The following is a 20,517-nucleotide window of genomic DNA, read 5'->3' as shown; positions in this document are numbered from 1 at the left end:
CGAATGACGATTTTTCGCGAATGGATTCGCTCCTGCCAGGTTTTACCCGAGGGATGGTTCTTCATCTTCGTCTATCGGTGGGTTGACCGGCAGATCAGGATCGTCACTCTGGTCATTGATGAGATCATCAACCACTGGATCAGCCTCGGGCAGGGAGTCCGGCTCATACCCTGTTTCGTTATCTGTCAATCTGGTAGCAGGGCTTTGCGAAACATTGCCCGGTGCATTCTCATCAATTTCCATGACCACTCTCCGCGTGAAGCGCAGGATATCCGCGCCTTATAGTAAGAGACGCGATAGATCCGGGAGTGCAAGGGAAGCGATGAGTGGCGGGAGATTAACCCGGATAACGGCTTTCCATGACCACCGACAGGGCATCCGGTCGCCAGAACTCCTGATCGAACTCCACCGCAATCTCTTGGCTGATCAGCGTGCAGGATCGGATTTATCCGGGAAGACCTTATTACTGGCAATGAATATTCAGTGGATCTAAATATGCATTTCCAAATAAGCGAAATGTCACCCTACGCACTCATACACGCATCAGCTCAGCCTCATGAAGCTAGACTTTCTTGATAAAGAATTGCTAGCCGCCTTAGAGAATAGATGAGGAAAACCAATCCAAGGAACATGAAAACTCGCCTGCTGATCATCTGCAGCTTTGAGCCGCTATAATTAATATCACTTCCATTGGGTGGAAACGTGTCTCCTCATCTTGAGTTGAAGCTAATGATGCTAGCTGTACGAAATCAAAGAATGCACCCCGATGAGTACGAGCAAAGCAGACATGATTGCAAACGCCCACACTGACCATTTTTTCGTGCTCTTATAGGCAGGCTCTCCTTGCTTGACTTTTTCCCACTCTGTTTTAAGCAATGCACGCGACGAGGCTGTAATTTCATTTGTTGCGTTGTAAACCTGCTCTTTTAAAACATCCCACTTCTCTGACTCTTCCTCACGAACAAGTTCAGAAAACTTCCCCATGCAATAATCAAATTTATTTTCAATCCTGACCAGATCCGAATCTTCAGGCTTAAAATGAAGACGGACCGTTGCATGCGCCTGATAAACCTCTCGCATTGATTGCCTTGAACGCTCCACACTTTTACCCAGCAAATCCTTATGAAGACCTATAACTTCACCAAGCAAATCTCTTTCTACGACATTCTCCGTCTTACTTGCAATCATGATCGCCTTAAGCATATCTTTTTCAAATCTTTCACATGAACAACATTGGTTACATGAAAGTTCAATTTTGCAATTAAATCAGACAGTGCGGCCCTTGCAGATTCGGTCCATGACTGTCTGAACTCTGTGGTTTTGCTTTCTTTCTCGTTCACCAGTTTCACCACGCTCAACGCGGCAGTGATAAAACCTGCTAATGCCGTAAGAAACGCTGTTAATAATATTTTGTCCATGCATTCACCCCATGTGAAGAAAAAATCGCCCACATCAGACACCATCCCAAATCAAATTGCCATCATCAACAATTCACAGCCATGAAACTTCTGCTTTGACTGATCGGCCTTATCCATCATCGCCAAAATACATCACGCCATGATATAAAAGCCGCCCTTCCCTCAACCGAAGCGACGCTCTCTCATGGCTGACACCCTTCACAAGCAGGATTTTGAAACCCTGTCCGAATTCCGCTACCAACTGCGGCGCTTCCTGCGTTTTTCCGAAGAGGCCGTGCAAGCCTGTGGTGTGACTTCCCAGCAGTACCTGCTGATGTTGCACACCCAGGGTTTCAGCGAGCGTGAGTGGGCAACCGTGGGTGAACTGGCGGAGCGTTTGCAGATCGTGCCTCATGGCGCAGCGGCGCTGGTGAAGCGCTGCGAGGCGCTGGGGTTGGTGCAGACACAGCGCAACGTCGCGGACCGACGAGAGGTACAAGTCAGTCTTACCGGCAAAGGCAGCGAGGTGCTGGCGCAACTGGCTTTTCTGCATCGAGAAGAACTCAAGTCGGCCGGCAAGCGTTTCCGCGTGCCCTTCGAGCAGGAGTGAAGCATGCGGCATAAACGTGACTTTGCCGTGGACTATCGGGTGTTGGCCCTGATCGCTCTGGCGGTACCGATCGGGGCGCTGGCCGTGGCTGCTGCGGCCCTCCTGCTGGCGTTGATTCATCTAGGCACTAATCTGTTTTACTTTCAGCGCCTGTCGTTTGCCGCCGTCTCCCCAGCGGACAGCCATCTGGGATTGTGGGCCATTGCCATACCCGTACTGGGCGGCCTGATCGTGGGGCTGATGGCTCGTTACGGTTCCAGCAAGATCCGTGGCCATGGCATTCCCGAAGCCATCGAGGCGATTCTGTTCGGCAAGAGCAAGCTGTCGTTTCGGGTCGCTGCGCTCAAGCCACTGTCTTCGGCCATTGTGATTGGCAGTGGCGGGCCATTTGGTGCCGAAGGGCCGATCATCATGACCGGCGGTTCGATTGGATCGCTGATTGCGCAGCACATCCATCTCAGTGCTGCCGAGCGCAAGACATTGCTGGTGGCCGGAGCCACTGCCGGGATGACAGCCGTGTTCGGTACACCGATTGCGGCGGTGTTGCTGGCCGTGGAACTGCTGCTGTTCGAGTTGCGCCCGCGCAGTCTGGTGCCAGTGGCGATTGCCTGCGCGGTCGCGGGTTTTCTGCGCGGTCAGTTGCTGTCCAGCGAGCCTCTGTTCGCGGTGCAGACGCCCCCGGTGACTCCGATGATCATGTGGGGTTGCGTACTTGCCGGGCTGGCCAGCGGAGTATTGTGCATGGTGCTGTCCTGGTCGTTGTACCGCGTCGAGGACCTGTTCGGTCGTCTGCCGCTGCACTGGATGTGGTGGCCAGCGCTGGGCGGGCTGGCGATTGGCGTTGGCGGTTATTTCGAGCCTCGCGCACTGGGCATCGGTTTTGATGTCATCGGCGATCTGCTCAACGACCATCTACTGCTGAGCGCTGCACTGGCATTGCTGGCGGTCAAGGCAATCATTTGGGTGATCGCCCTGGGCTCAGGTACTTCCGGTGGCGTACTCGCACCATTGCTGATGCTGGGAGCGGGACTGGGCGCGGCATTGGCCCATGTGCTGCCCGGCGGCCAAGGCGCGCTCTGGCCGCTGGTGTGCATGGCCGCGACACTCGCCGGAGTGCTGGGCGCACCGCTGACCGCTGTGGTTTTCGCCTTGGGGCTGAGCCATGACCTAGAAGCCCTGCTGCCACTGCTGCTGACTGTTACCGTGGCCTACGCGCTGACGGTTCTGGTCGCCAAGCGTTCGATCATGACCGAGAAAATCGCACGCCGCGGCCTTCACATCTACCGGGAATACTCGGTGGACCCGCTGGAACGTCACGAAGCAGGCGAGATCATGACTCGCCAGGTGCGGACTCTCGATGCCGATTGCTCCCTCGATCACGCTCGTGAACAGGCTTTTGGCAGCAACCAGGCGCATCGAGCCTATCCCGTCGTGCATCAAGGCCGCCTGCTCGGGATGGTCGACCGCCAGGTCATGGATAACTCCGCCAAACGCTTGGGCGATCTGTTTTCAGAGCCGCCCGCCTTCAGCCTGCCGGGTGACAACTGCCGCCAGTTGGCCAGACGCCTGCTTGCCTTGGGACTTGAACGCATCCCCGTGGTACGCGACGCGAGCAGCCTGGAAGTGGTGGGGATTGTCAGCCGCAGTGATCTGCTCAAGACCTCTCTCGGCGTCCACGAAGAAGAGAGCGTGCGGGAAAAACCATTGCGCTGGGGAACCGAGCGCTGAAACACGGCAGCAGTCCGGGACCATACGCCCCACAGTTTTCAATTATCCACGGTTGACCTGAACATGCCTTCACCCTCCAACATAACCCTTGTGGCGCGCTTGCGCTCGCTATGGCCTGCACCCCACGCCATCGACACCCGAGAGAAAGTACGCGCCAGCATCGGCGCGGCCTTGGGCATTCTGTTGGTCGCCACCGTTGCTGCACTCTGGCTGCACGGCGCACATGCCATAGAGAACAGCTTTCTGGCCATGGCCATCGTCGCGCCCATCGGGGCCAGTGCGGTACTGGTGTTTGCCGTGCCATCAAGCCCGTTGGCACAGCCATGGTCCGTGGTGGGTGGCAACACGGTTTCGGCGCTGGCAGGCATTGCCTGCGCCAAATGGATTCCCGATGCAACGCTGGCTGCCGCGCTGGCGGTCAGTCTGGCGATTGCCGCGATGCTGGCGACCCGTTGCCTGCATCCGCCGGGAGGCGCGGCAGCGCTATTGATGGTGATTACCGGTTGCGATCAGTTTGTGTACGCACTGAGCCCGGTCATGCTCGACTCGTTGCTGCTGGTAGCAGCCGGCGTGATCTACAACAATCTGACCCGCCGCCCCTGGCCGCATGTCCAGCAGGCAAAAAGCGACTCGCCTGCCAGCCGTTTCAGTGATGCGGATCTGGATGCCGCCCTCGCCCATTACAATCAGGTGCTGGACGTCAGCCGTGACGACCTTCACGAACTGTTGGAGCGTGCGGAGGCCTCGGCCTACCAGCGCAATATGGGCGAGATCCGCTGCGCAGACGTGATGAGCACTGCGCCGATTGTCGCCCGTCAGGAAATGCCGCTACGTGAGGCCTGGGCCTTGATGCGGCGGCACAAGATCAAGGCCTTGCCGGTGATCGACCGGCAACGCCATCTGATGGGCATCGTGACAGTGGCGGATTTCATGAAGCAGATCGACCTGGACGCCCACGAAGGCGTGGGCTGGCACCTGAGGGCACTGTTGCGTCAAGTGAGTAACAAACAACCGGCGAGCATCGTCGGCGAGATCATGACCCGCAAAGTGCGCGTCGCCAGTGCCGAACGCCTGCTGACCGATCTGGTGCCAGTGTTTTCGGAAAATGGCCATCGGCATGTTCCGATCATCGACGCCCAGCGGCATCTGGTGGGCATCATTACCCAGTCGGATTTGATCAAGGCGCTGTATACGGCTGTGCGGGTCTAGAGCGCTTTCAAATAAAAACGTCCCTACACCCGCACACATTCAAACACGCGAAAGCGCTGATGTCGGTCTACCAGAACAGGCGCTTAATTGGTGTTCTGATTAACGAAGCTGCTGACTGCACGCACCACGGAGTTCGCACCTTGCTGAATCTCCTGGATCACACGGTCTGCATCATTGGCCAGTGTCAGCGCCTCGTTGGCCTGATCGGTACTGCGCTCAATCACGCCAACAGCCCCCGAAGCAAGGCTCTGGTTTTCCTTGACCACACTCACAATATCTTCCGTTGCCTTGGTGGTTCGGGAAGCCAGTTGCCGAACCTCATCGGCCACCACGGCAAAACCTCTGCCCTGCTCACCGGCGCGGGCAGCTTCGATGGCCGCGTTGAGAGCGAGCAGGTTCGTCTGCTCGGCAATGCTGCTGATGGTCTTGACGATTGTCCCGATAACCTGGCTCTGGGAATCAAGCGCTTCAATGCCTTGAGTCGCCTCTTGCATGGAACGGGTCAGACGATCCAGAACATCGACTGTACTCTTGATGACTTCACGTCCCTGCTGGGCAGAGCTGTCAGTCTGGACAGAGGTTTGATACGCCATGTTCGATGCCTCGGACACCGCTTTTTCACGCTCGACCTGTTCAGTGATGACGGTTGCGAATTTGGCAATTTTATACAGCTTGCCATTCGCATCGGTGATGGGGTTATAAGAAGCCTCAAGCCACACATCCCGCCCGTATTTATCGACCCGACGGAAGCGATTGACGATGAACTCACCTCTGCGCAGTCTTTCCCAGAAGCTTCTATAGGCTTCTGAACCGGACTCTTCCGGCGTACAAAAAATGCTGTGGTGCTTGCCTTTGATCTGGGCAAGGTCATAGCCCATGGCTTTGAGGAAGTTGTCATTCGCGCTGGTCACAATTCCATCGAGCGTAAAATCGATGACAGCCGTGGAACGCTGCAAGGCATTGACCAGCGCTTCATTCTCCCGGGACGCCTCAATCGTGCGCGTCAATACGCTTGAGTACAACGTGACTTGCTCGATGCCACCGGTTTCATTCCTGAACGGCACGACAATCGTCCGCAGCCAGACCTTAGAACCCTGCTTGTGATTCAACCGTAGCGTCCCGCTAAAATGCTTCCCTTCCCGAATAGCATCCAGAGCCCGCTTCTGGTGAACATCACCGCTCAACTCCGACGGACTCAGTTCCTCAAGACGACGCCCGACAATCTCGCTGGACGAGTAACCAAGCTCGGCCTCAAACAGCGCATTGATGGATTTCACATTCCCTCGACCATCCAGTACAGCAGCTACAGTTTCCAGATCCAGAACCTGACCGGCCTGCTCCAGCATGGCCAGTCGAAGTTCCAGTGCCTTGTTGGCTTGTTTCAAATGGGAATTGAACATGATGTGTATCCGAGGAAGGTTGCATACTGCATCGGATATGGAGCGAGAATCTTTAGTGGTTACAGGGCAAGAACGCGCGATATTTAAGGCGCGCCGACCTGGCTTTGAAAGTGAAGACCAAAGCGGCTGTGGGTGGGTCGGTTTCAGTCTTGGTGCAGGGAGAGGACCTGGCATGAAATGATGTGATTCTCCCCCAAGCCCGCCAGATGCGGGCCTTGTCATATGAGCCCTATCCCTGGCGCTTGATCTCGTCCTTATCCGCCGCCTTGACGCGCCTGGCCTCGTCCTTGATCTCCCCCACCAATGCCGCAATTGCACGACCACCACTGAGTTTGGCAGTGGAAATCCCGGTCATTGTCAGCTCCGGGATGTGGGTTTCCGGGTTTCTCAGTTCGATGGACATCAACCCGTCCGGGCTGATGGTGCATTTGCAGATCGTAGGCCTGAAGGCCACTTCCATAACGTGACGCAGTTCAAGATGAGAAAGCATTTGACCGTCCCTGTAGACGCTGTGTAGCGGATTAACACTGCAGTCTAGACCAAGGTTGCAGATGTGGTTTTTGTCTGACAGAGCATGTGTAAATTTTTATGTCTACACGGCACACAAACCACATAACAACATGAAGTTACAGGCATAAGGCCGAGTCGATTTCACTTATCGAAAGGACCTTTATTGACCTCTCTGATATGAAGCCGCTAAAGCCTCTACTCTGCATCGATGAGGCTGTCCGTCTTGGGTTCGTCATCGTTTTCCTGATCCGCTTGAGCATCATCGCCAGACCCAGGATGGCCCGGAGGTGGGTTCCAGTCTTCCGGGCGATCACCACCACCCTGCTTTGGCTCGGAACTGACCTGATCAAGACCGGAGCCATGCCCTTCACCGGTGTCGGTCGTCTTCTCAGACGGCCCTGGGTAAGCGCTCTCAGGTCCGTTGTTTTCGATTTCCATGGCGACTCTCCTTTCTGTGCGCAGGATGTCTGCGCGTAAGGTTGAGAGAGGCAGGAAGTGTCGGGAGTGCAGAGCAGCAGACAGGCGGTGACGATGTGGGGGATCGGTTCTTGTGCAGAGCTTTTTATGGTGGGTCACTAAAATCTGCATTCACGACCGGAAATACACGTTTGGCAGCTAGTTGGGACGAACAATGTCGAGAGGAAAAACATGAGAAAACCGGAAACCCCGCAAATCTCACGCACATGAAAAAGCCCAACCTTCACAGATTGGGCTAAATCATTGAAAAATATGGTCGGGACGGAGTGATTCGAACACTCGACCCCTAGCACCCCATGCTAGTGCGCTACCGGACTGCGCTACGCCCCGACTAGGCGTGAAACTGTTTCGCAACGTGCGAAAGCGATGAGGAATATACCCTAAGCTTTTGAATTATGGAAGTATCTTGCTCACTCATCATGCACGGAGAATGACCAGTACATCTTCCAGTTCGGCAATCATCTGCCGGATCATCTGCTTGTTGGGCTGGGTATCGTCCTTCGCCTCGCCACTGGAAAGACGCAACCGGGCTCCACCGATGGTGAAGCCCTGGTCGTAGAGCAAAGCGCGGATCTGACGGATCATCAGCACGTCCAGTCGCTGATAATACCGACGGTTCCCGCGTCGCTTGACGGGGTTGAGTTGAGGAAACTCCTGCTCCCAATAGCGCAGAACGTGCGGCTTGACCGCGCAGAGCTCGCTGACTTCACCAATGGTGAAGTAGCGTTTGCCCGGGATAGGCGGTAGCTCGTCGTTATGACTTGGTTCCAGCATAAGCCTCAACTCGGGCCTTCAACTTCTGCCCTGGACGAAAGGTGACCACACGGCGAGCAGTGATCGGAATCTCCTCGCCGGTCTTTGGATTTCTACCAGGCCGCTGGCGTTTGTCGCGCAGATCGAAATTGCCGAATCCTGACAATTTCACCTGCTCGTTGTCTTCCAGAGCGTGCCTGATTTCCTCAAAGAACAGCTCAACCAATTCCTTGGCTTCTCGTTTATTCAGGCCCAGCTCTTCGTACAGACGTTCGGCCATCTCAGCTTTCGTCAGAGCCCCCATACGCTACTTCCTTAACGTGACGTTTAACCGTTCCTCAAGTGAGTTGAGGATAGCAAGTGTCGTTGCGTTTACCTCATCGTCATTAAGAGTGCGCGATGGATGCTGCCAGGTCAAGCCAACTGCAAGGCTTTTTCTATGCGGATCAATGCCTTTACCCTGATAAACGTCAAATAGCCTGAGGTCTGTGAGCCATTCGCCTGCATTTTCACGAATAACGTCAAGAACTGCGCTTGCATTGACGTCCCGATCAGCCAGCAGAGCCAGGTCGCGACGCACTTCCGGGAAGCGGGAAAGCTCGTGGAATTTCGGCAGACAGCCCGTGGCAACTTCGCCCAGAATCAGCTCGAACACGAACACCGGGCGATCGAGGCCCAGCGTTTTTGCCAGTTCAGGATGAATGGCGCCCAGGAAGCCGACTTCACGACCATCGCGCTCGATGCGAGCGGTCTGGCCAGGGTGCAAGGCTGGGTGCTGACCTGCAGAGAAGGTGAACTCACCCAATGCACCGGCAAAACCAAGCACTGCTTCCACGTCCGCTTTCACGTCGAAGAAATCGACCGCATCACGACCTTGTGCCCAGCCTTCAGGCAGGCGGCTGCCGCAGACCACACCGGCCAGCATCGGCTCTTGCTTGAGGCCATCAAGCTGACCGACAAACCGCAGCCCGCTTTCAAACATGCGAACCCGGTCCTGCTGACGGTTGAGGTTATGTTGCAGAGCCTTGACCAAACCTGGCCACAGCGAGGAGCGCATGGCAGCCATATCGTTGGAGATCGGGTTAGCCAGCAGTAGCGGCTCGACGCCCGGATTGAACAGCTCGAAAGCCTTCGGATCGATGAAGCTGTAAGTGATCGCTTCCTGATAACCGCGAGCAACCAGCAGGCGACGCAGCTCTGGCAGATCGCCACGCGCTTCGGCCTTGGCTTGAGGTGCCAGACGGGCTTGCGGGTAACGAACCGGCAGATGGTTGTAACCGTACAGACGCGCCAGTTCTTCGATCAGGTCGACTTCCAGACTGATATCGAAGCGATGACTTGGTACTTCAACGCGCCACTGACCAGCGGACTCGTTGCTCAGGGTCAAGCCCAGCGCCGTCAGCAGACGCTCGATTTCAGCGTTTTCAATGACCAGACCGAGCATTTGCTCAACGCGGCTTGCACGCAAGGTCACCGAAGCAATCGAAGGCAGGTGCTGCTCGCTGACCGCTTCAATGATCGGGCCGGCTTCACCACCAGTGATTTCCAGCAGCAAGCCAGTGGCACGCTCCATGGCTTCACGGGCAAGCTGCCAGTCCACGCCACGCTCGTAACGGTGCGAGGCATCGGTGTGCAGGCCATAGGAACGGGCCTTGCCAGCCACCGAGATGGTGTCGAAGAAAGCGCTTTCCAGGAAAATATCCTGGGTTTTGGTAGTCACGCCACTGTGCTCACCCCCCATGATGCCAGCGATGGCCAAGGCACGCTGGTGGTCGGCAATGACCAGGGTGTCGGCACGCAGGCTGACTTCCTGGCCATCGAGCAGGACAAGCTTCTCGCCCTCCTCGGCCATGCGCACGCGAATCCCGCCATTGATTTCGGCCAGATCGAATGCATGCAGCGGCTGACCCAGCTCCAGCATGACGTAGTTGGTGATATCGACGGCTGCATCGATGCTGCGCACGTCCGAACGACGCAGGCGCTCTACCATCCACAGCGGTGTAGGACGCGACAGGTCGACGTTGCGGATCACTCGACCCAGGTAGCGTGGGCAGGCAGCAGGTGCCAGCAACTCGACAGGACGCACTTCGTCATGTACGGCAGCAACAGGTGCCACGTGCGGACGAGTAACCTGGGCGGCATACAGCGCGCCGACTTCGCGAGCCAGACCGGCAACCGACAGGCAATCGCCACGGTTTGGCGTCAGGTCGACTTCGATGCTGGCATCGTCCAGCTCCAGGTAAACGCGAATGTCCTGACCCACTGGCGCATCGGCAGCCAGCTCCATCAGTCCATCGTTACCCTCGCCCAGTTGCAGCTCGGCAGCGGAGCACAGCATGCCGTTGGACTCGACGCCACGCAGCTTGGCTTTCTTGATCTTGAAGTCGCCAGGAAGCTCGGCGCCGATCATTGCGAACGGAATCTTCAGGCCTGGACGTACGTTTGGCGCGCCACATACAACCTGCAGAGTCTCGCTGCCATTGCTGACCTGACAAACACGCAGCTTGTCAGCGTCAGGGTGTTGCTCGGTGCTCAGGACTTCGCCTACGACCACACCGGTGAAGATGCCGGCGGCCAGCGTAACGCTATCAACCTCAAGACCGGCCATCGACAGACGGGCAACCAGCTCGTCCCGGGAAACCTGCGGGCTTACCCAGCCACGCAACCATTGTTCACTGAATTTCATCCTGCTCTCCTAATAGATTCGTTACGGGCATGCGTTCTAGCGAAATTGCGCCAGGAACCGCAGGTCGTTGTCGAAGAACAGGCGCAAGTCATTGACGCCGTAACGCAGCATTGCCAGACGCTCTACACCCATGCCGAAAGCAAAGCCCTGGAACTCTTCAGGATCGATGCCGGACATGCGCAGCACGTTGGGGTGGACCATTCCGCAGCCCATGACTTCCAGCCAGCCGGTCTGCTTGCAGACGCGGCAGCCTTTGCCGCTGCACATCACGCACTCCATATCGACTTCAGCGGAAGGCTCGGTGAACGGGAAGAACGAAGGACGGAAACGAACCGCCAGCTCTTTCTCGAAAAACACGCGCAGGAACTCTTCGATGGTGCCTTTCAGATCCGCGAAGTTGATATCGCGGTCAACCAGCAGGCCTTCGATCTGGTGGAACATCGGCGAGTGGGTGATATCCGAGTCACAGCGATATACACGACCCGGGCATACGATGCGGATCGGCGGCTGTTGCGATTCCATGGTCCGCACCTGCACTGGCGAGGTGTGGGTACGAAGCAGCATGTTCGCATTGAAATAGAAGGTGTCATGCATCGCCCGCGCCGGGTGGTGGCCAGGGATGTTGAGCGCCTCGAAGTTATGGTAATCGTCTTCGACCTCAGGGCCTTCGGCAATGCCGTAGCCGATGTGGGTAAAGAATTGTTCGATACGTTCCAGAGTCCGGGTGATCGGGTGCAGACCACCGGAGGTCTGACCGCGTCCCGGCAAGGTCACGTCAATGCACTCGGCCGCGAGCCTGGCAGTCAGTTCTGCCTGCTCAAACGACGCCTTGCGGGCATTGAGAACCTCTGTGACACGCTCCTTGGCAACGTTGATCAGGGCGCCGACTTGCGGACGCTCTTCAGCAGGCAGGTTCCCCAGGGTCTTCATCACCTGAGTCAACTCGCCTTTCTTGCCGAGGTAGTGAACCCGGATTTGCTCCAGGGCATTGATATCTTCGGCGCTTTGCACAGCCTCAAGAGCTTGCGAGACCAGCGCGTCCAGGTTTTCCATGTACAGACTCCAGATACGAAATAGGGGAAGAGCCAAAGGCTCTTCCCCTATTTATGACGTTCAAAACCGGTTCCGGAACCCGAAACCGGTGATTGTCGGGGACTTAGGCCAAAGTGGCTTTAGCTTTCTCGACAATCGCAGCAAACGCCGCTTTTTCGTTCACTGCCAGATCAGCCAGAACCTTACGGTCGATCTCGATGGACGCCTTTTTCAGGCCAGCGATCAAACGGCTGTAAGACAGACCGTTGGTACGAGCACCAGCGTTGATACGAGCGATCCACAGAGCGCGGAACTGACGTTTTTTCTGACGACGGTCACGGTAGGCGTATTGGCCTGCCTTGATTACCGCTTGCTTGGCAACACGGAATACGCGTGAACGCGCGCCGTAGTAGCCTTTAGCAAGTTTCAGAATTTTTTTGTGACGCTTACGGGCAATGACGCCACGCTTTACACGAGCCATGAGTAACTTCCTCTATTCTTGATCAAAATTAACGAAGGCGCAGCATGCGCTCGACTTTTGCCACGTCAGACGGATGCAGCAAGCTGCTACCGCGCAGTTGACGCTTACGCTTGGTCGACATTTTGGTCAGGATGTGGCTCTTGAAAGCGTGTTTGTGCTTGATGCCGTTCGCAGTTTTCAAAAACCGCTTAGCTGCACCACTTTTAGTCTTCATCTTTGGCATGTTCGGATACTCCGCATTCAGTTGATAAACATAACCGCAAGGCCTGCCGTGCCCTGGTGGTTACTTCTTCTTTTTCGGGGCGATGACCATGATCAGCTGGCGTCCTTCCATCTTAGGATGCTGTTCGACGGAACCGTATTCGAGCAGGTCAGCTTCAACCCGCTTCAACAATTCCATACCCAGCTCCTGGTGGGCCATCTCACGACCGCGGAATCTCAACGATACCTTGGCCCTGTCCCCGTCACTCAGGAAACGTACCAGGTTGCGTAGTTTTACCTGGTAATCCCCTTCCTCCGTCCCTGGACGAAACTTGATTTCTTTAACCTGGATCTGCTTCTGGTTTTTCTTCGCTGCAGCAACCTGTTTCTTCTTTTCAAAGATCGATTTGCCGTAGTCCATGACACGGCAGACCGGAGGTACTGCGTCGGCAGAAATCTCTACCAGATCCAGCTTCGCCTCTTCGGCTATACGAAGCGCTTCATCAATCGAGACGATGCCAATCTGCTCGCCGTCAGCGCCAATTAACCGAACCTCGCGGGCCGAGATATTCTCATTGATCGGGGCCTTGGGTGCAGCTCGTTTATCTTGTCTCATTTCACGCTTAATAATAATTACTCCGAATCTTGGCGACCACGCCGGGAAACCGCTTGTGCGAGGAATTCAGCGAATTGGGCGACCGGCATTGAACCGAGGTCAGCGCCTTCGCGTGTACGCACAGCGACAGTTTGCGTTTCAACTTCCCGATCTCCAATCACGAGGAGATAAGGGACCTTGAGCAAAGTATGCTCGCGGATTTTAAAGCCGATCTTTTCATTTCTCAAGTCGGACTTGGCACGAAATCCGCTTTGAGACAGAGTTTTTTCGACTTCAAGGGCAAAATCTGCCTGTTTATCAGTGATATTCATGATCACTGCCTGCGTCGGAGCAAGCCAGGCCGGGAATGCGCCTTCGTAATGTTCGATCAGAATACCGATGAAACGCTCGAAGGATCCGAGGATGGCACGGTGCAACATGACCGGGTGCTTGCGACCGTTATCTTCCGAGACGTACTCGGCGCTCAGACGGATCGGCAGGTTGAAATCGAGCTGCAAGGTACCACATTGCCAGACACGACCGAGACAATCCTTCAGGGAAAACTCGATTTTCGGACCATAGAAAGCGCCCTCGCCCGGCTGCAGATCGTAAGGCAGGCCAGCGCTGTCGAGCGCAGAAGCCAGTGCCGACTCGGCGCGATCCCACAATTCGTCGGAGCCTACGCGCTTTTCAGGACGGGTCGACAGCTTGAGTTCGATGTCCTTGAAGCCGAAATCGGCATACACATCCAGGGTCAGCTTGATGAAAGCGGCTGACTCGGACTGCATTTGCTCTTCGGTGCAGAAAATGTGCGCATCGTCCTGAGTGAAACCACGCACGCGCATGATGCCGTGCAATGCACCCGACGGCTCGTTACGGTGGCAGGCACCGAACTCGGCCAGACGCAGCGGCAGTTCACGGTAGCTTTTCAGGCCCTGATTGAACACCTGCACGTGGCACGGGCAGTTCATTGGCTTGATGGCGTAGTCGCGACTCTCGGACTCGGTGGTGAACATGTTGTCGGCGTAGTTGGCCCAGTGCCCGGATTTCTCCCAGAGCGAGCGGTCGACCACCTGCGGAGTCTTGATTTCCAGATAGCCGTTCTCGCGCTGCACTTTGCGCATGTACTGCTCAAGCACCTGATACAGGGTCCAGCCCTGCGGATGCCAGAACACCATGCCCGGCGCTTCTTCCTGGGTGTGGAACAACCCCAGGCGCTTGCCGATCTTGCGATGATCACGCTTTTCAGCTTCTTCGATGCGCTGGATATAAGCAGCCAGCTGCTTCTTGTCCGCCCAGGCGGTGCCATAGACGCGCTGCAACTGCTCGTTCTTGGCATCGCCACGCCAGTAGGCACCGGACAGCTTGGTCAGCTTGAAAGACTTGAGAAAGCGGGTGTTCGGCACGTGCGGACCGCGGCACATGTCGACGTATTCTTCGTGATAGTACAGGCCCATGGCCTGCTGATCGGGCATGTCCTCGACCAGACGCAGCTTGTAGTCTTCCTGGCGCGAAGCGAACACTTCGATCACTTCTGCACGCGGCGTCACTTTCTTGATGACGTCGTAATCTTTCTCGATCAGCTGCTGCATGCGCTGCTCGATGGCAGCCATGTCATCAGGCGTGAACGGACGCTCGTAGGCGATATCGTAATAAAAGCCGTCGTCGATGACCGGACCGATAACCATCTTGGCGGTCGGGTACAGTTGCTTGACAGCATGCCCTACAAGGTGAGCGCAGGAGTGGCGGATGATTTCCAGTCCTTCCTGATCCTTGGGGGTGATGATCTGCAGGCTGGCATCGCCTTCGATGAGGTCGCAGGCGTCGACGAGCTTGCCATCGACTTTACCGGCCACGGTGGCCTTGGCCAGACCGGCACCAATGGAAAGTGCGACATCGGCTACGGAAACCGGATGATCGAATGAACGTTGACTGCCGTCGGGAAGAGTAATGGTGGGCATGGCGCCTCCTCTCCTAGTGGTGACCCCTACCAAAGGTCACGTGGGTTGGGATGAGCCAGTACGTGATTCGGTGGTATGCCTGCCTCACAGTGGCAGGAGCCTTTCAGGCCAACCTTCAACCGAACCAGATGACTGGATTGTGCGAAAAAAACCTGCATGTGCCGCGCCGATGACCATTGAGCCACGGGGCAAAGAATCTACAGGACGCGCATCCTAGCACAGCCACATCGATTCACACGCACAACCTGCCCGATGAGTATGGAAATAGAGCGTTTTTGCATATCGCCTGAACTGGAGCCGCTCAAGACCGTCTGAATAAATCGGGTTCCTGTATGACTCTTCCAGTAAAGGAGAACACCATGAAGCGCTTTCACCTTATGCCTGCCCTGCTTGCCTGTGCCGCCCTGGCCGGACCGCTGACCGCTCAAGCGGCGATGGACAGCGCGACTCGCTCAGCCTTCACTCAAGAATGTGTCAACGCCGCGAAACAGCACAAGCTGGACGACAAGACAGCCAAGGCCCACTGCGATTGCGGCGCAAAACAGGTCGACAGTCATTTCTCGGACAAGGAAATCGCCAGTCTCAGCGCCGACGCCTCTCAAAACCCGGCCCTGGCTTCAAAACTGCAAAAACTGGTCGCTGAAAACTGCAGTGCAGCAAAAAAATAATTTCCCACGGCGCTTGAAGCGAACCACTCTCAACGATTGTTGAAGGCACCGGAGAATTTGCCCGAAAGCCCCGTAAAACGTGGCCTTCGGCGCAGCAGAAACACCTCCTCCATCGCGCGACCTGTCATATTACTTTTGCACAACGATAATATGACGCCCTGCATCTACTCGATTCTGATTCAAAGTTCCTACCTAAAGGGCTCTCTTTTCTTACATTTCGACTATTATGGCTCGGTGTGCCCAGTTGGCCTGAGCAGCACGTTCTACTGAAAAACTATGTTCTTGGAGATACACCATGTCTAATCGCCAAACCGGCACCGTAAAATGGTTCAACGATGAAAAAGGCTTCGGCTTTATCACTCCACAAGGTGGCGGTGACGACCTGTTCGTTCACTTCAAAGCAATCCAGAGCGACGGTTTCAAAAGCCTGAAAGAAGGCCAGACCGTTTCTTTCGTTGCTGCCAAAGGCCAGAAAGGCATGCAAGCAGAAGAAGTCACTGTGGTCTGATCCACCTGACTTGAAAAAAACCCGTCTCAATGGACGGGTTTTTTTATGAAAAGGGGAAATGCAGGCATCAACCGCAGTTGACGCGAATCACCTTGCCACTGGCATCCGCATTGATATTCACACGGTCGGAGCGATACTCCAGCGTGACCATATCGTTGGGACCCAGAATCCGTGCTTCATTCGAGCCGGATTGAGTACGCACCTGAGCCAGCAATGCAGCCGAAGCCTGCTGACCCACCGCCGACTGGGCCTGGGCCGCATCGCAGCGACCATGCCCTGCATGAGAAGCTGGCGCCTGGGCAGTTTCGGGAGACGATCCCGATGTGGAACTGCACCCTGCCATCAACGCTGCCAAAGCGACAAAACCCAATGTTGCAAATTTGCGGGGCATACACCCTCCTCTTCCAATGAACATGTTCAGACCATGTGCGACCGCATCCAGGCGCATTGGTTGCAGACACAGGCCCACACGCCGCAAAAGTCTGCCCCAGAGAACGAGTACATGCGCAGCCAAAAATCGTCACAAAACGTTTATTCGCATAGGCTATCGATAAACCGACATGATGCCTAAGTAGAAGTGTCACCCTGTGCGTGGAATGATCTACTGCACACGGCGTCCAGGCATTCGGCAACGCTCAGGATGATGCGCTGCTTTCACACGAGACGAGACAGACATGACAATCATATCCATCGATGCGGATATCAAGGCCAAATGGCCTCAGGGACATTGCTCGCACAGCCCGGGCACGGCAGAAGAGCTTACGATCATTGCCGTCGACCTGCTGGTCAAGGAACTGGGCACCGAAGGTGCCCGAACCTTTCTCAGCCAGGTGCTGAGCAGGTACTCCCCGGCGGAGCTACCTGCCTGAAGCACAACAACTCACTTCAAACGGGCCAACCGGCTGGTCAGCAGATCGAAAAAGCCTTGGGCGTCGCCATTCTCGACCCAGAACACGTTCTGTGGCTGTTTGAGCGTGCCGTGCCAGTCTGCGACGGTCTGACCAAAGCCGATGCCATCGCGGCTATCGATGGCCAGGTTGATCTGCCGACCTGAAAACAGCTCCGGCTGAAGCAGCCAGGCAATCACGCTCGCATCATGGACAGGCCCGCCAGGCAGGCCGTAATGCTCCATATCCAGCTTGACGTACTCATCGAGAATGCCACCGACCAGCTTGCCAGCCTGATTGCCCAGTGCGGCGATCTTCTGCAGACGCTGCTCGCTGGTCAGGATCTTGTGGGTCACGTCCAACGGCACATAGGTCAGCTTGACGCCGCTTGCCAGGACGATCTGCGCCGCATGAGGATCGGCGAACAGGTTGAACTCGGCAGTCGGCGTGATGTTGCCGCCATTGAAGTGCGCGCCGCCCATGACCACGACTTCCTTGATCCCCTGGGTGATTTCAGGTGCCTGAACCAGTGCCAGCGCCAGATTGGTCTGTGGACCGAGCATGGCAATGGTGATGCTGTGCGGCTCGGCTTTTTTCAGAGTGTCGATCAGGTAATTGACGGCGTTCCCTTCGGCCAGCCCCTTTGCAGGTTCGTGGATCGGCACACCCGGCAACCCTTCCTGGCCATGCACGTTTTCGGCATAGATCGGCGTACGTACCAGAGGCTTTGGCGCACCGGCATAGACTGGAACTTCCTCACGCCCCGCCCACTCGCGGGCAAGCCGGGCATTGCGCGAGGTCTTGTCCAGACGCACATTGCCTGCCACCGTGGTGATCGCCATCACGTTCAGTTCTTCTGGAGAGGCCAGCGCCAGCAGCAATGCGACCACATCGTCAGCCCCCGGATCGGTGTCGATGATCAGGTTGCGCTTTTCAGCCGCCTGCGCGGCACTCATACCGAGAATGGACAAAAGCGATAGGCTCCACAGTAGTTGCCTGGAAAATTTCAATACCTGCATGATTTACTCCCTGTTAAAGACTTCCTTAGAAAACTACGCCGGCCACCAAAGCCACATTGCTATACGGCTGGCATTCCCCGCTACGCACGATAGCCTTGGCGCTACGGCTCAAGACTTTCAATTCTTCATGACTCACCCAGCGCTGCTGGCCCAGTTGTTCATCAAGTGCCAGGGCCTCGATCACTCGCAGCCCCGGAGGCTGTACGTTCACCATCTCGCTGGCCAGCACATGGCTTTCGACCTGCATTTCCGACAGCACGACATCCAGCACACTGGCGAAATCCGGCACGCCCTGGGTCAAAGCCAGGTCGATCAGTTCGACACCCGCAGGCACGGGCATGCCGGCGTCGACGATCATGAGGATATCGCCATGCCCCAGTGAAGCAATCACACGGGACAAGGCAATATTGAGAAGAGGTGTCTTTTTCATGAGGCTTTGAATTCCTGCACTTCATCGAATGTCGGTATCGAAGGCTGAGCACCGGCACGGGTAACAGACAGTGCCGCCGCAACCTGAGCAAAACGGATCGCTTCGGACTCGCTCCTGCCTTGCGAAAGAGCCGAGGCAAAACCGCCGACAAAGGTATCACCTGCCGCGGTCGTATCAACAGCCTTCACCGGCTGCGCTGGCACGTGCTCAAAACCCTGGGCATTGGCCAGCAGGCTACCCTGCTCTCCCAATGTGATGATGACATTACGAGCCCCGGCCGCCAGCAGCGCTTTCGCCGCCTCCTGTGCCGACACAGGCGAATCCACCACGATTCCTGTCAGCGCCTGCGCCTCGCTTTCATTGGGAATCAGGTAGTCAATCAACCCGTACCACTCTTGCGGCAAGGGCGAGGAAGCCGGTGCAGGATTGAGAATGACGGTCTTGCCCAGCTCACGGGCACGGGACAAGGTGTAGTGGACCGTTTCCATCGGCACTTCGAGCTGGCATATGACCACTTCGGCAGCGACCAACAGCGCATCGAACCCCCCGATCAGAGAAGGCGTCAGTTGAGCATTCCCCCCGGCGACAATAATGATCGCGTTCTGGCTGTTGTCATCCACCACAATCGAGGCAATACCGGTGGACACACCGGACACCGACGTGACTGCGCGACAATCGATGCCTTCTGCCAGCAACGCGCCGCGCAACTGTTCGCCATAGGCATCTTCACCCACGCATCCGATCATCGCCACGCTGCCACCCAGGCGAGCAGCCGCCACGGCCTGATTGGCTCCCTTGCCGCCGGGCACGGTCATGAAGGATTCTCCGGCAAGGGTTTCACCGGGTCGCGGCAAACGCTGGGCGCGAATCACCAGGTCCATGTTGAGGCTGCCAACTATCACTATTTTTGCTTGCATGGCTCATTCGCTCGGCGCTGTATTTCAGCGCAACTCATTGAAGGCATTGTTCGGCGGCGCAGTGGATTCACGCACCACGACACTGGGAGTTACAAGGCGTCTGCCGGGCAATTCGGTCGAGGCTCCGACAATCCTGGACAACAGCATTTCTGCTGCTGTTTCCCCCAGTTGCATGATCGACTGCCCGACAGTGGTCAACGCGGGATAGACATAGCGACTCATCTGGATATCGTCGAAACCGATCACCGACAGCTCACGGGGAACCGGAATATTGCGCTCGGCCGCTGCTCGCAACACGCCAATGGCAATCACGTCGTTGCCAGCAAAAATGGCGGTAGGCCGATGGCCAGCCAACAGACCGACCGCCGCCTCATGACCGGCAGAGCTGGTGAAATCACTGTGGATCGTCCATTCAGGCAGCACCTCGATACCCGCTTCCTGCATGGCGCGCCGATAACCGACAAAACGCATATCGGCCACCACCGTATTGTCCGGCCCGCCGATGCAGGCAATATCGCGATGCCCCAGATCGAGCAAGTGACGGGTCGCCAGGTAGGCGCCGTGCTCGTGGTCGATACGTACCATGTCGGCATCGATGCCCTCAAGCTCGCGGTCGACAATCACCAGGGGCGTGCGCACCTCTGCCAGACCGCCCGCGATACTGACATCGCCGCCCACCGAGGACACGATCAGGCCGTCGACACGCTTCTCCAGCAGCACGCGCAAGTAGTTGCGCTGCTTTTCCGGATTGTCGTCGGAGTTGCAGAGGATCACGCAAAAGCCGTTACGCTCGCAATGATCCTCGATCCCTCGCGCCAGTTCGGCGAAGTAAGGGTTGATACCGTTGGGAATCAACAGCCCGATCGTCGAGGTGGTCTTGGCCTTGAGCGAACGGGCAACGGCGCTGGGCACATAATCGAGTTGGGCAATGGCCGCCTCGACCTTGATCCGGACCGGATCACTCACCGGGCGGGTCTTGTTCAGCACATGGGACACCGTGGTGTAGGAAATCCCTGCCAGCGCCGCGACGTCTTTGATGGTTGCCATA

25 protein-coding genes and 1 tRNA gene are annotated in these 20,517 nt (G+C 56.5%); 6 read left to right on the top strand and 20 right to left on the bottom strand.

The window, feature by feature from the left end:
* Window positions 1-42: 42 nt before the first annotated feature.
* The 3 genes from CKW23_RS02710 to CKW23_RS26120 all read right to left on the bottom strand — a co-directional run bounded on the left by CKW23_RS02710 (window position 43) and on the right by CKW23_RS26120 (window position 1,451).
* Window positions 43-243 (bottom strand): hypothetical protein, encoded by a 201-nt coding sequence (locus CKW23_RS02710; protein WP_074569073.1) that lies wholly within the window; start codon window positions 241-243, stop codon window positions 43-45.
* A gap of 492 nt (window positions 244-735) precedes the next feature.
* Window positions 736-1,203, bottom strand: a complete 468-nt coding sequence (locus CKW23_RS02705; RefSeq protein WP_095066980.1) for a hypothetical protein — start codon at window positions 1,201-1,203, stop codon at window positions 736-738.
* Window positions 1,185-1,451 carry a hypothetical protein gene (locus CKW23_RS26120; protein WP_143008720.1) on the bottom strand — a complete coding sequence of 89 codons (267 nt, stop codon included), beginning with the start codon at window positions 1,449-1,451 and terminating at the stop codon, window positions 1,185-1,187. Before CKW23_RS26120 ends, CKW23_RS02705 begins: the two co-directional genes overlap by 19 nt.
* A gap of 151 nt (window positions 1,452-1,602) precedes the next feature.
* On the opposite strand from CKW23_RS26120, the gene CKW23_RS02700 reads away from it, so the two are divergent.
* The 3 genes from CKW23_RS02700 (at window position 1,603) to CKW23_RS02690 (ending at window position 4,944) form a co-directional block, all read left to right on the top strand.
* Window positions 1,603-2,007 carry a MarR family winged helix-turn-helix transcriptional regulator gene (locus CKW23_RS02700; RefSeq protein ID WP_025260451.1) on the top strand — a complete coding sequence of 135 codons (405 nt, stop codon included), beginning with the start codon at window positions 1,603-1,605 and terminating at the stop codon, window positions 2,005-2,007.
* A gap of 3 nt (window positions 2,008-2,010) precedes the next feature.
* Window positions 2,011-3,735: a chloride channel protein gene (locus CKW23_RS02695; protein WP_095066979.1), complete on the top strand. Its 1,725-nt coding sequence runs from the start codon at window positions 2,011-2,013 to the stop codon at window positions 3,733-3,735.
* A gap of 63 nt (window positions 3,736-3,798) precedes the next feature.
* Window positions 3,799-4,944, top strand: coding sequence for an HPP family protein (locus CKW23_RS02690; protein ID WP_025260453.1), 1,146 nt, complete (start codon window positions 3,799-3,801; stop codon window positions 4,942-4,944).
* A gap of 83 nt (window positions 4,945-5,027) precedes the next feature.
* On the opposite strand, the gene CKW23_RS27060 is transcribed toward CKW23_RS02690, so the two are convergent.
* The 12 genes from CKW23_RS27060 to thrS all read right to left on the bottom strand — a co-directional run bounded on the left by CKW23_RS27060 (window position 5,028) and on the right by thrS (window position 15,040).
* Window positions 5,028-6,344: a PAS domain-containing methyl-accepting chemotaxis protein gene (locus tag CKW23_RS27060; protein ID WP_177434616.1), complete on the bottom strand. Its 1,317-nt coding sequence runs from the start codon at window positions 6,342-6,344 to the stop codon at window positions 5,028-5,030.
* Between the two features lie 229 nt (window positions 6,345-6,573).
* A complete protein-coding gene (locus CKW23_RS02680) occupies window positions 6,574-6,834 on the bottom strand; it encodes a DUF1652 domain-containing protein (RefSeq protein WP_025260455.1) in 261 nt (86 codons plus the stop codon).
* Between the two features lie 215 nt (window positions 6,835-7,049).
* Window positions 7,050-7,292 (bottom strand): hypothetical protein, encoded by a 243-nt coding sequence (locus tag CKW23_RS02675; protein ID WP_025260456.1) that lies wholly within the window; start codon window positions 7,290-7,292, stop codon window positions 7,050-7,052.
* 292 nt (window positions 7,293-7,584) lie between these two features.
* Window positions 7,585-7,661, bottom strand: a tRNA-Pro gene (locus CKW23_RS02670).
* Window positions 7,662-7,748: 87 nt separating this feature from the next.
* Window positions 7,749-8,105: a MerR family transcriptional regulator gene (locus CKW23_RS02665; protein ID WP_025260457.1), complete on the bottom strand. Its 357-nt coding sequence runs from the start codon at window positions 8,103-8,105 to the stop codon at window positions 7,749-7,751.
* The gene (ihfA, locus tag CKW23_RS02660; RefSeq protein ID WP_002553164.1) at window positions 8,086-8,388 is read right to left on the bottom strand and encodes an integration host factor subunit alpha; all 303 of its coding nucleotides are present in this window, start codon (window positions 8,386-8,388) and stop codon (window positions 8,086-8,088) included. Before ihfA ends, CKW23_RS02665 begins: the two co-directional genes overlap by 20 nt.
* A 3-nt stretch (window positions 8,389-8,391) precedes the next feature.
* Window positions 8,392-10,770: a phenylalanine--tRNA ligase subunit beta gene (gene pheT, locus CKW23_RS02655; protein ID WP_025260458.1), complete on the bottom strand. Its 2,379-nt coding sequence runs from the start codon at window positions 10,768-10,770 to the stop codon at window positions 8,392-8,394.
* 36 nt (window positions 10,771-10,806) lie between these two features.
* A complete protein-coding gene (gene pheS / locus CKW23_RS02650; RefSeq protein WP_024685429.1) occupies window positions 10,807-11,823 on the bottom strand; it encodes a phenylalanine--tRNA ligase subunit alpha in 1,017 nt (338 codons plus the stop codon).
* A gap of 103 nt (window positions 11,824-11,926) precedes the next feature.
* On the bottom strand, window positions 11,927-12,283 hold the full coding sequence (gene rplT / locus CKW23_RS02645) for a 50S ribosomal protein L20 (protein WP_016963673.1): 357 nt from the start codon (window positions 12,281-12,283) through the stop codon (window positions 11,927-11,929).
* Between the two features lie 28 nt (window positions 12,284-12,311).
* Window positions 12,312-12,506 (bottom strand): 50S ribosomal protein L35, encoded by a 195-nt coding sequence (gene rpmI / locus CKW23_RS02640; RefSeq protein ID WP_002553160.1) that lies wholly within the window; start codon window positions 12,504-12,506, stop codon window positions 12,312-12,314.
* 60 nt (window positions 12,507-12,566) lie between these two features.
* Window positions 12,567-13,118 carry a translation initiation factor IF-3 gene (infC, locus tag CKW23_RS02635; protein WP_172604547.1) on the bottom strand — a complete coding sequence of 184 codons (552 nt, stop codon included), beginning with the start codon at window positions 13,116-13,118 and terminating at the stop codon, window positions 12,567-12,569.
* On the bottom strand, window positions 13,118-15,040 hold the full coding sequence (thrS, locus tag CKW23_RS02630; protein ID WP_025260460.1) for a threonine--tRNA ligase: 1,923 nt from the start codon (window positions 15,038-15,040) through the stop codon (window positions 13,118-13,120). The genes infC and thrS overlap by 1 nt, the downstream gene beginning before the upstream one ends.
* A gap of 359 nt (window positions 15,041-15,399) precedes the next feature.
* Here thrS and CKW23_RS02625 point away from each other — a divergent pair, with 359 nt between their 5' ends.
* Together CKW23_RS02625 and CKW23_RS02620 are read left to right on the top strand one after the other, a co-directional pair.
* A complete protein-coding gene (locus CKW23_RS02625; protein ID WP_025260461.1) occupies window positions 15,400-15,708 on the top strand; it encodes a hypothetical protein in 309 nt (102 codons plus the stop codon).
* 295 nt (window positions 15,709-16,003) lie between these two features.
* The gene (locus CKW23_RS02620; RefSeq protein ID WP_024685433.1) at window positions 16,004-16,216 is read left to right on the top strand and encodes a cold-shock protein; all 213 of its coding nucleotides are present in this window, start codon (window positions 16,004-16,006) and stop codon (window positions 16,214-16,216) included.
* A gap of 67 nt (window positions 16,217-16,283) precedes the next feature.
* On the opposite strand, the gene CKW23_RS02615 is transcribed toward CKW23_RS02620, so the two are convergent.
* Window positions 16,284-16,607: an I78 family peptidase inhibitor gene (locus CKW23_RS02615; protein WP_025260462.1), complete on the bottom strand. Its 324-nt coding sequence runs from the start codon at window positions 16,605-16,607 to the stop codon at window positions 16,284-16,286.
* A 283-nt stretch (window positions 16,608-16,890) separates the two neighbouring features.
* On the opposite strand from CKW23_RS02615, the gene CKW23_RS02610 reads away from it, so the two are divergent.
* Entirely contained in the window at window positions 16,891-17,085 is a 195-nt protein-coding gene (locus CKW23_RS02610; RefSeq protein ID WP_025260463.1) for a hypothetical protein, read from the top strand.
* A gap of 11 nt (window positions 17,086-17,096) precedes the next feature.
* Here the strand turns inward: CKW23_RS02610 and CKW23_RS02605 are convergent, their stop codons facing one another.
* The 4 genes from CKW23_RS02605 to CKW23_RS02590 are packed head-to-tail and all read right to left on the bottom strand — an operon-like array spanning window position 17,097 to window position 20,516.
* Window positions 17,097-18,122 carry a nucleoside hydrolase gene (locus CKW23_RS02605; RefSeq protein ID WP_025260464.1) on the bottom strand — a complete coding sequence of 342 codons (1,026 nt, stop codon included), beginning with the start codon at window positions 18,120-18,122 and terminating at the stop codon, window positions 17,097-17,099.
* 25 nt (window positions 18,123-18,147) lie between these two features.
* Window positions 18,148-18,552, bottom strand: a complete 405-nt coding sequence (gene rbsD / locus CKW23_RS02600; RefSeq protein WP_025260465.1) for a D-ribose pyranase — start codon at window positions 18,550-18,552, stop codon at window positions 18,148-18,150.
* On the bottom strand, window positions 18,549-19,469 hold the full coding sequence (gene rbsK, locus CKW23_RS02595; protein ID WP_095066978.1) for a ribokinase: 921 nt from the start codon (window positions 19,467-19,469) through the stop codon (window positions 18,549-18,551). The genes rbsD and rbsK overlap by 4 nt, the downstream gene beginning before the upstream one ends.
* 24 nt (window positions 19,470-19,493) lie before the next feature.
* Complete coding sequence (locus tag CKW23_RS02590; RefSeq protein ID WP_025260467.1) at window positions 19,494-20,516, bottom strand: LacI family DNA-binding transcriptional regulator; 1,023 nt, start codon at window positions 20,514-20,516, stop codon at window positions 19,494-19,496.
* Window position 20,517: the final 1 nt, after the last annotated feature.

The organism is Pseudomonas sp. Irchel 3A18, assembly GCF_900187465.1.
Taxonomy (GTDB): domain Bacteria; phylum Pseudomonadota; class Gammaproteobacteria; order Pseudomonadales; family Pseudomonadaceae; genus Aquipseudomonas; species Aquipseudomonas cichorii.
Note: the sequence above shows the minus strand (reverse complement) of the source record. Positions and strands in the feature narration are given on the sequence as shown.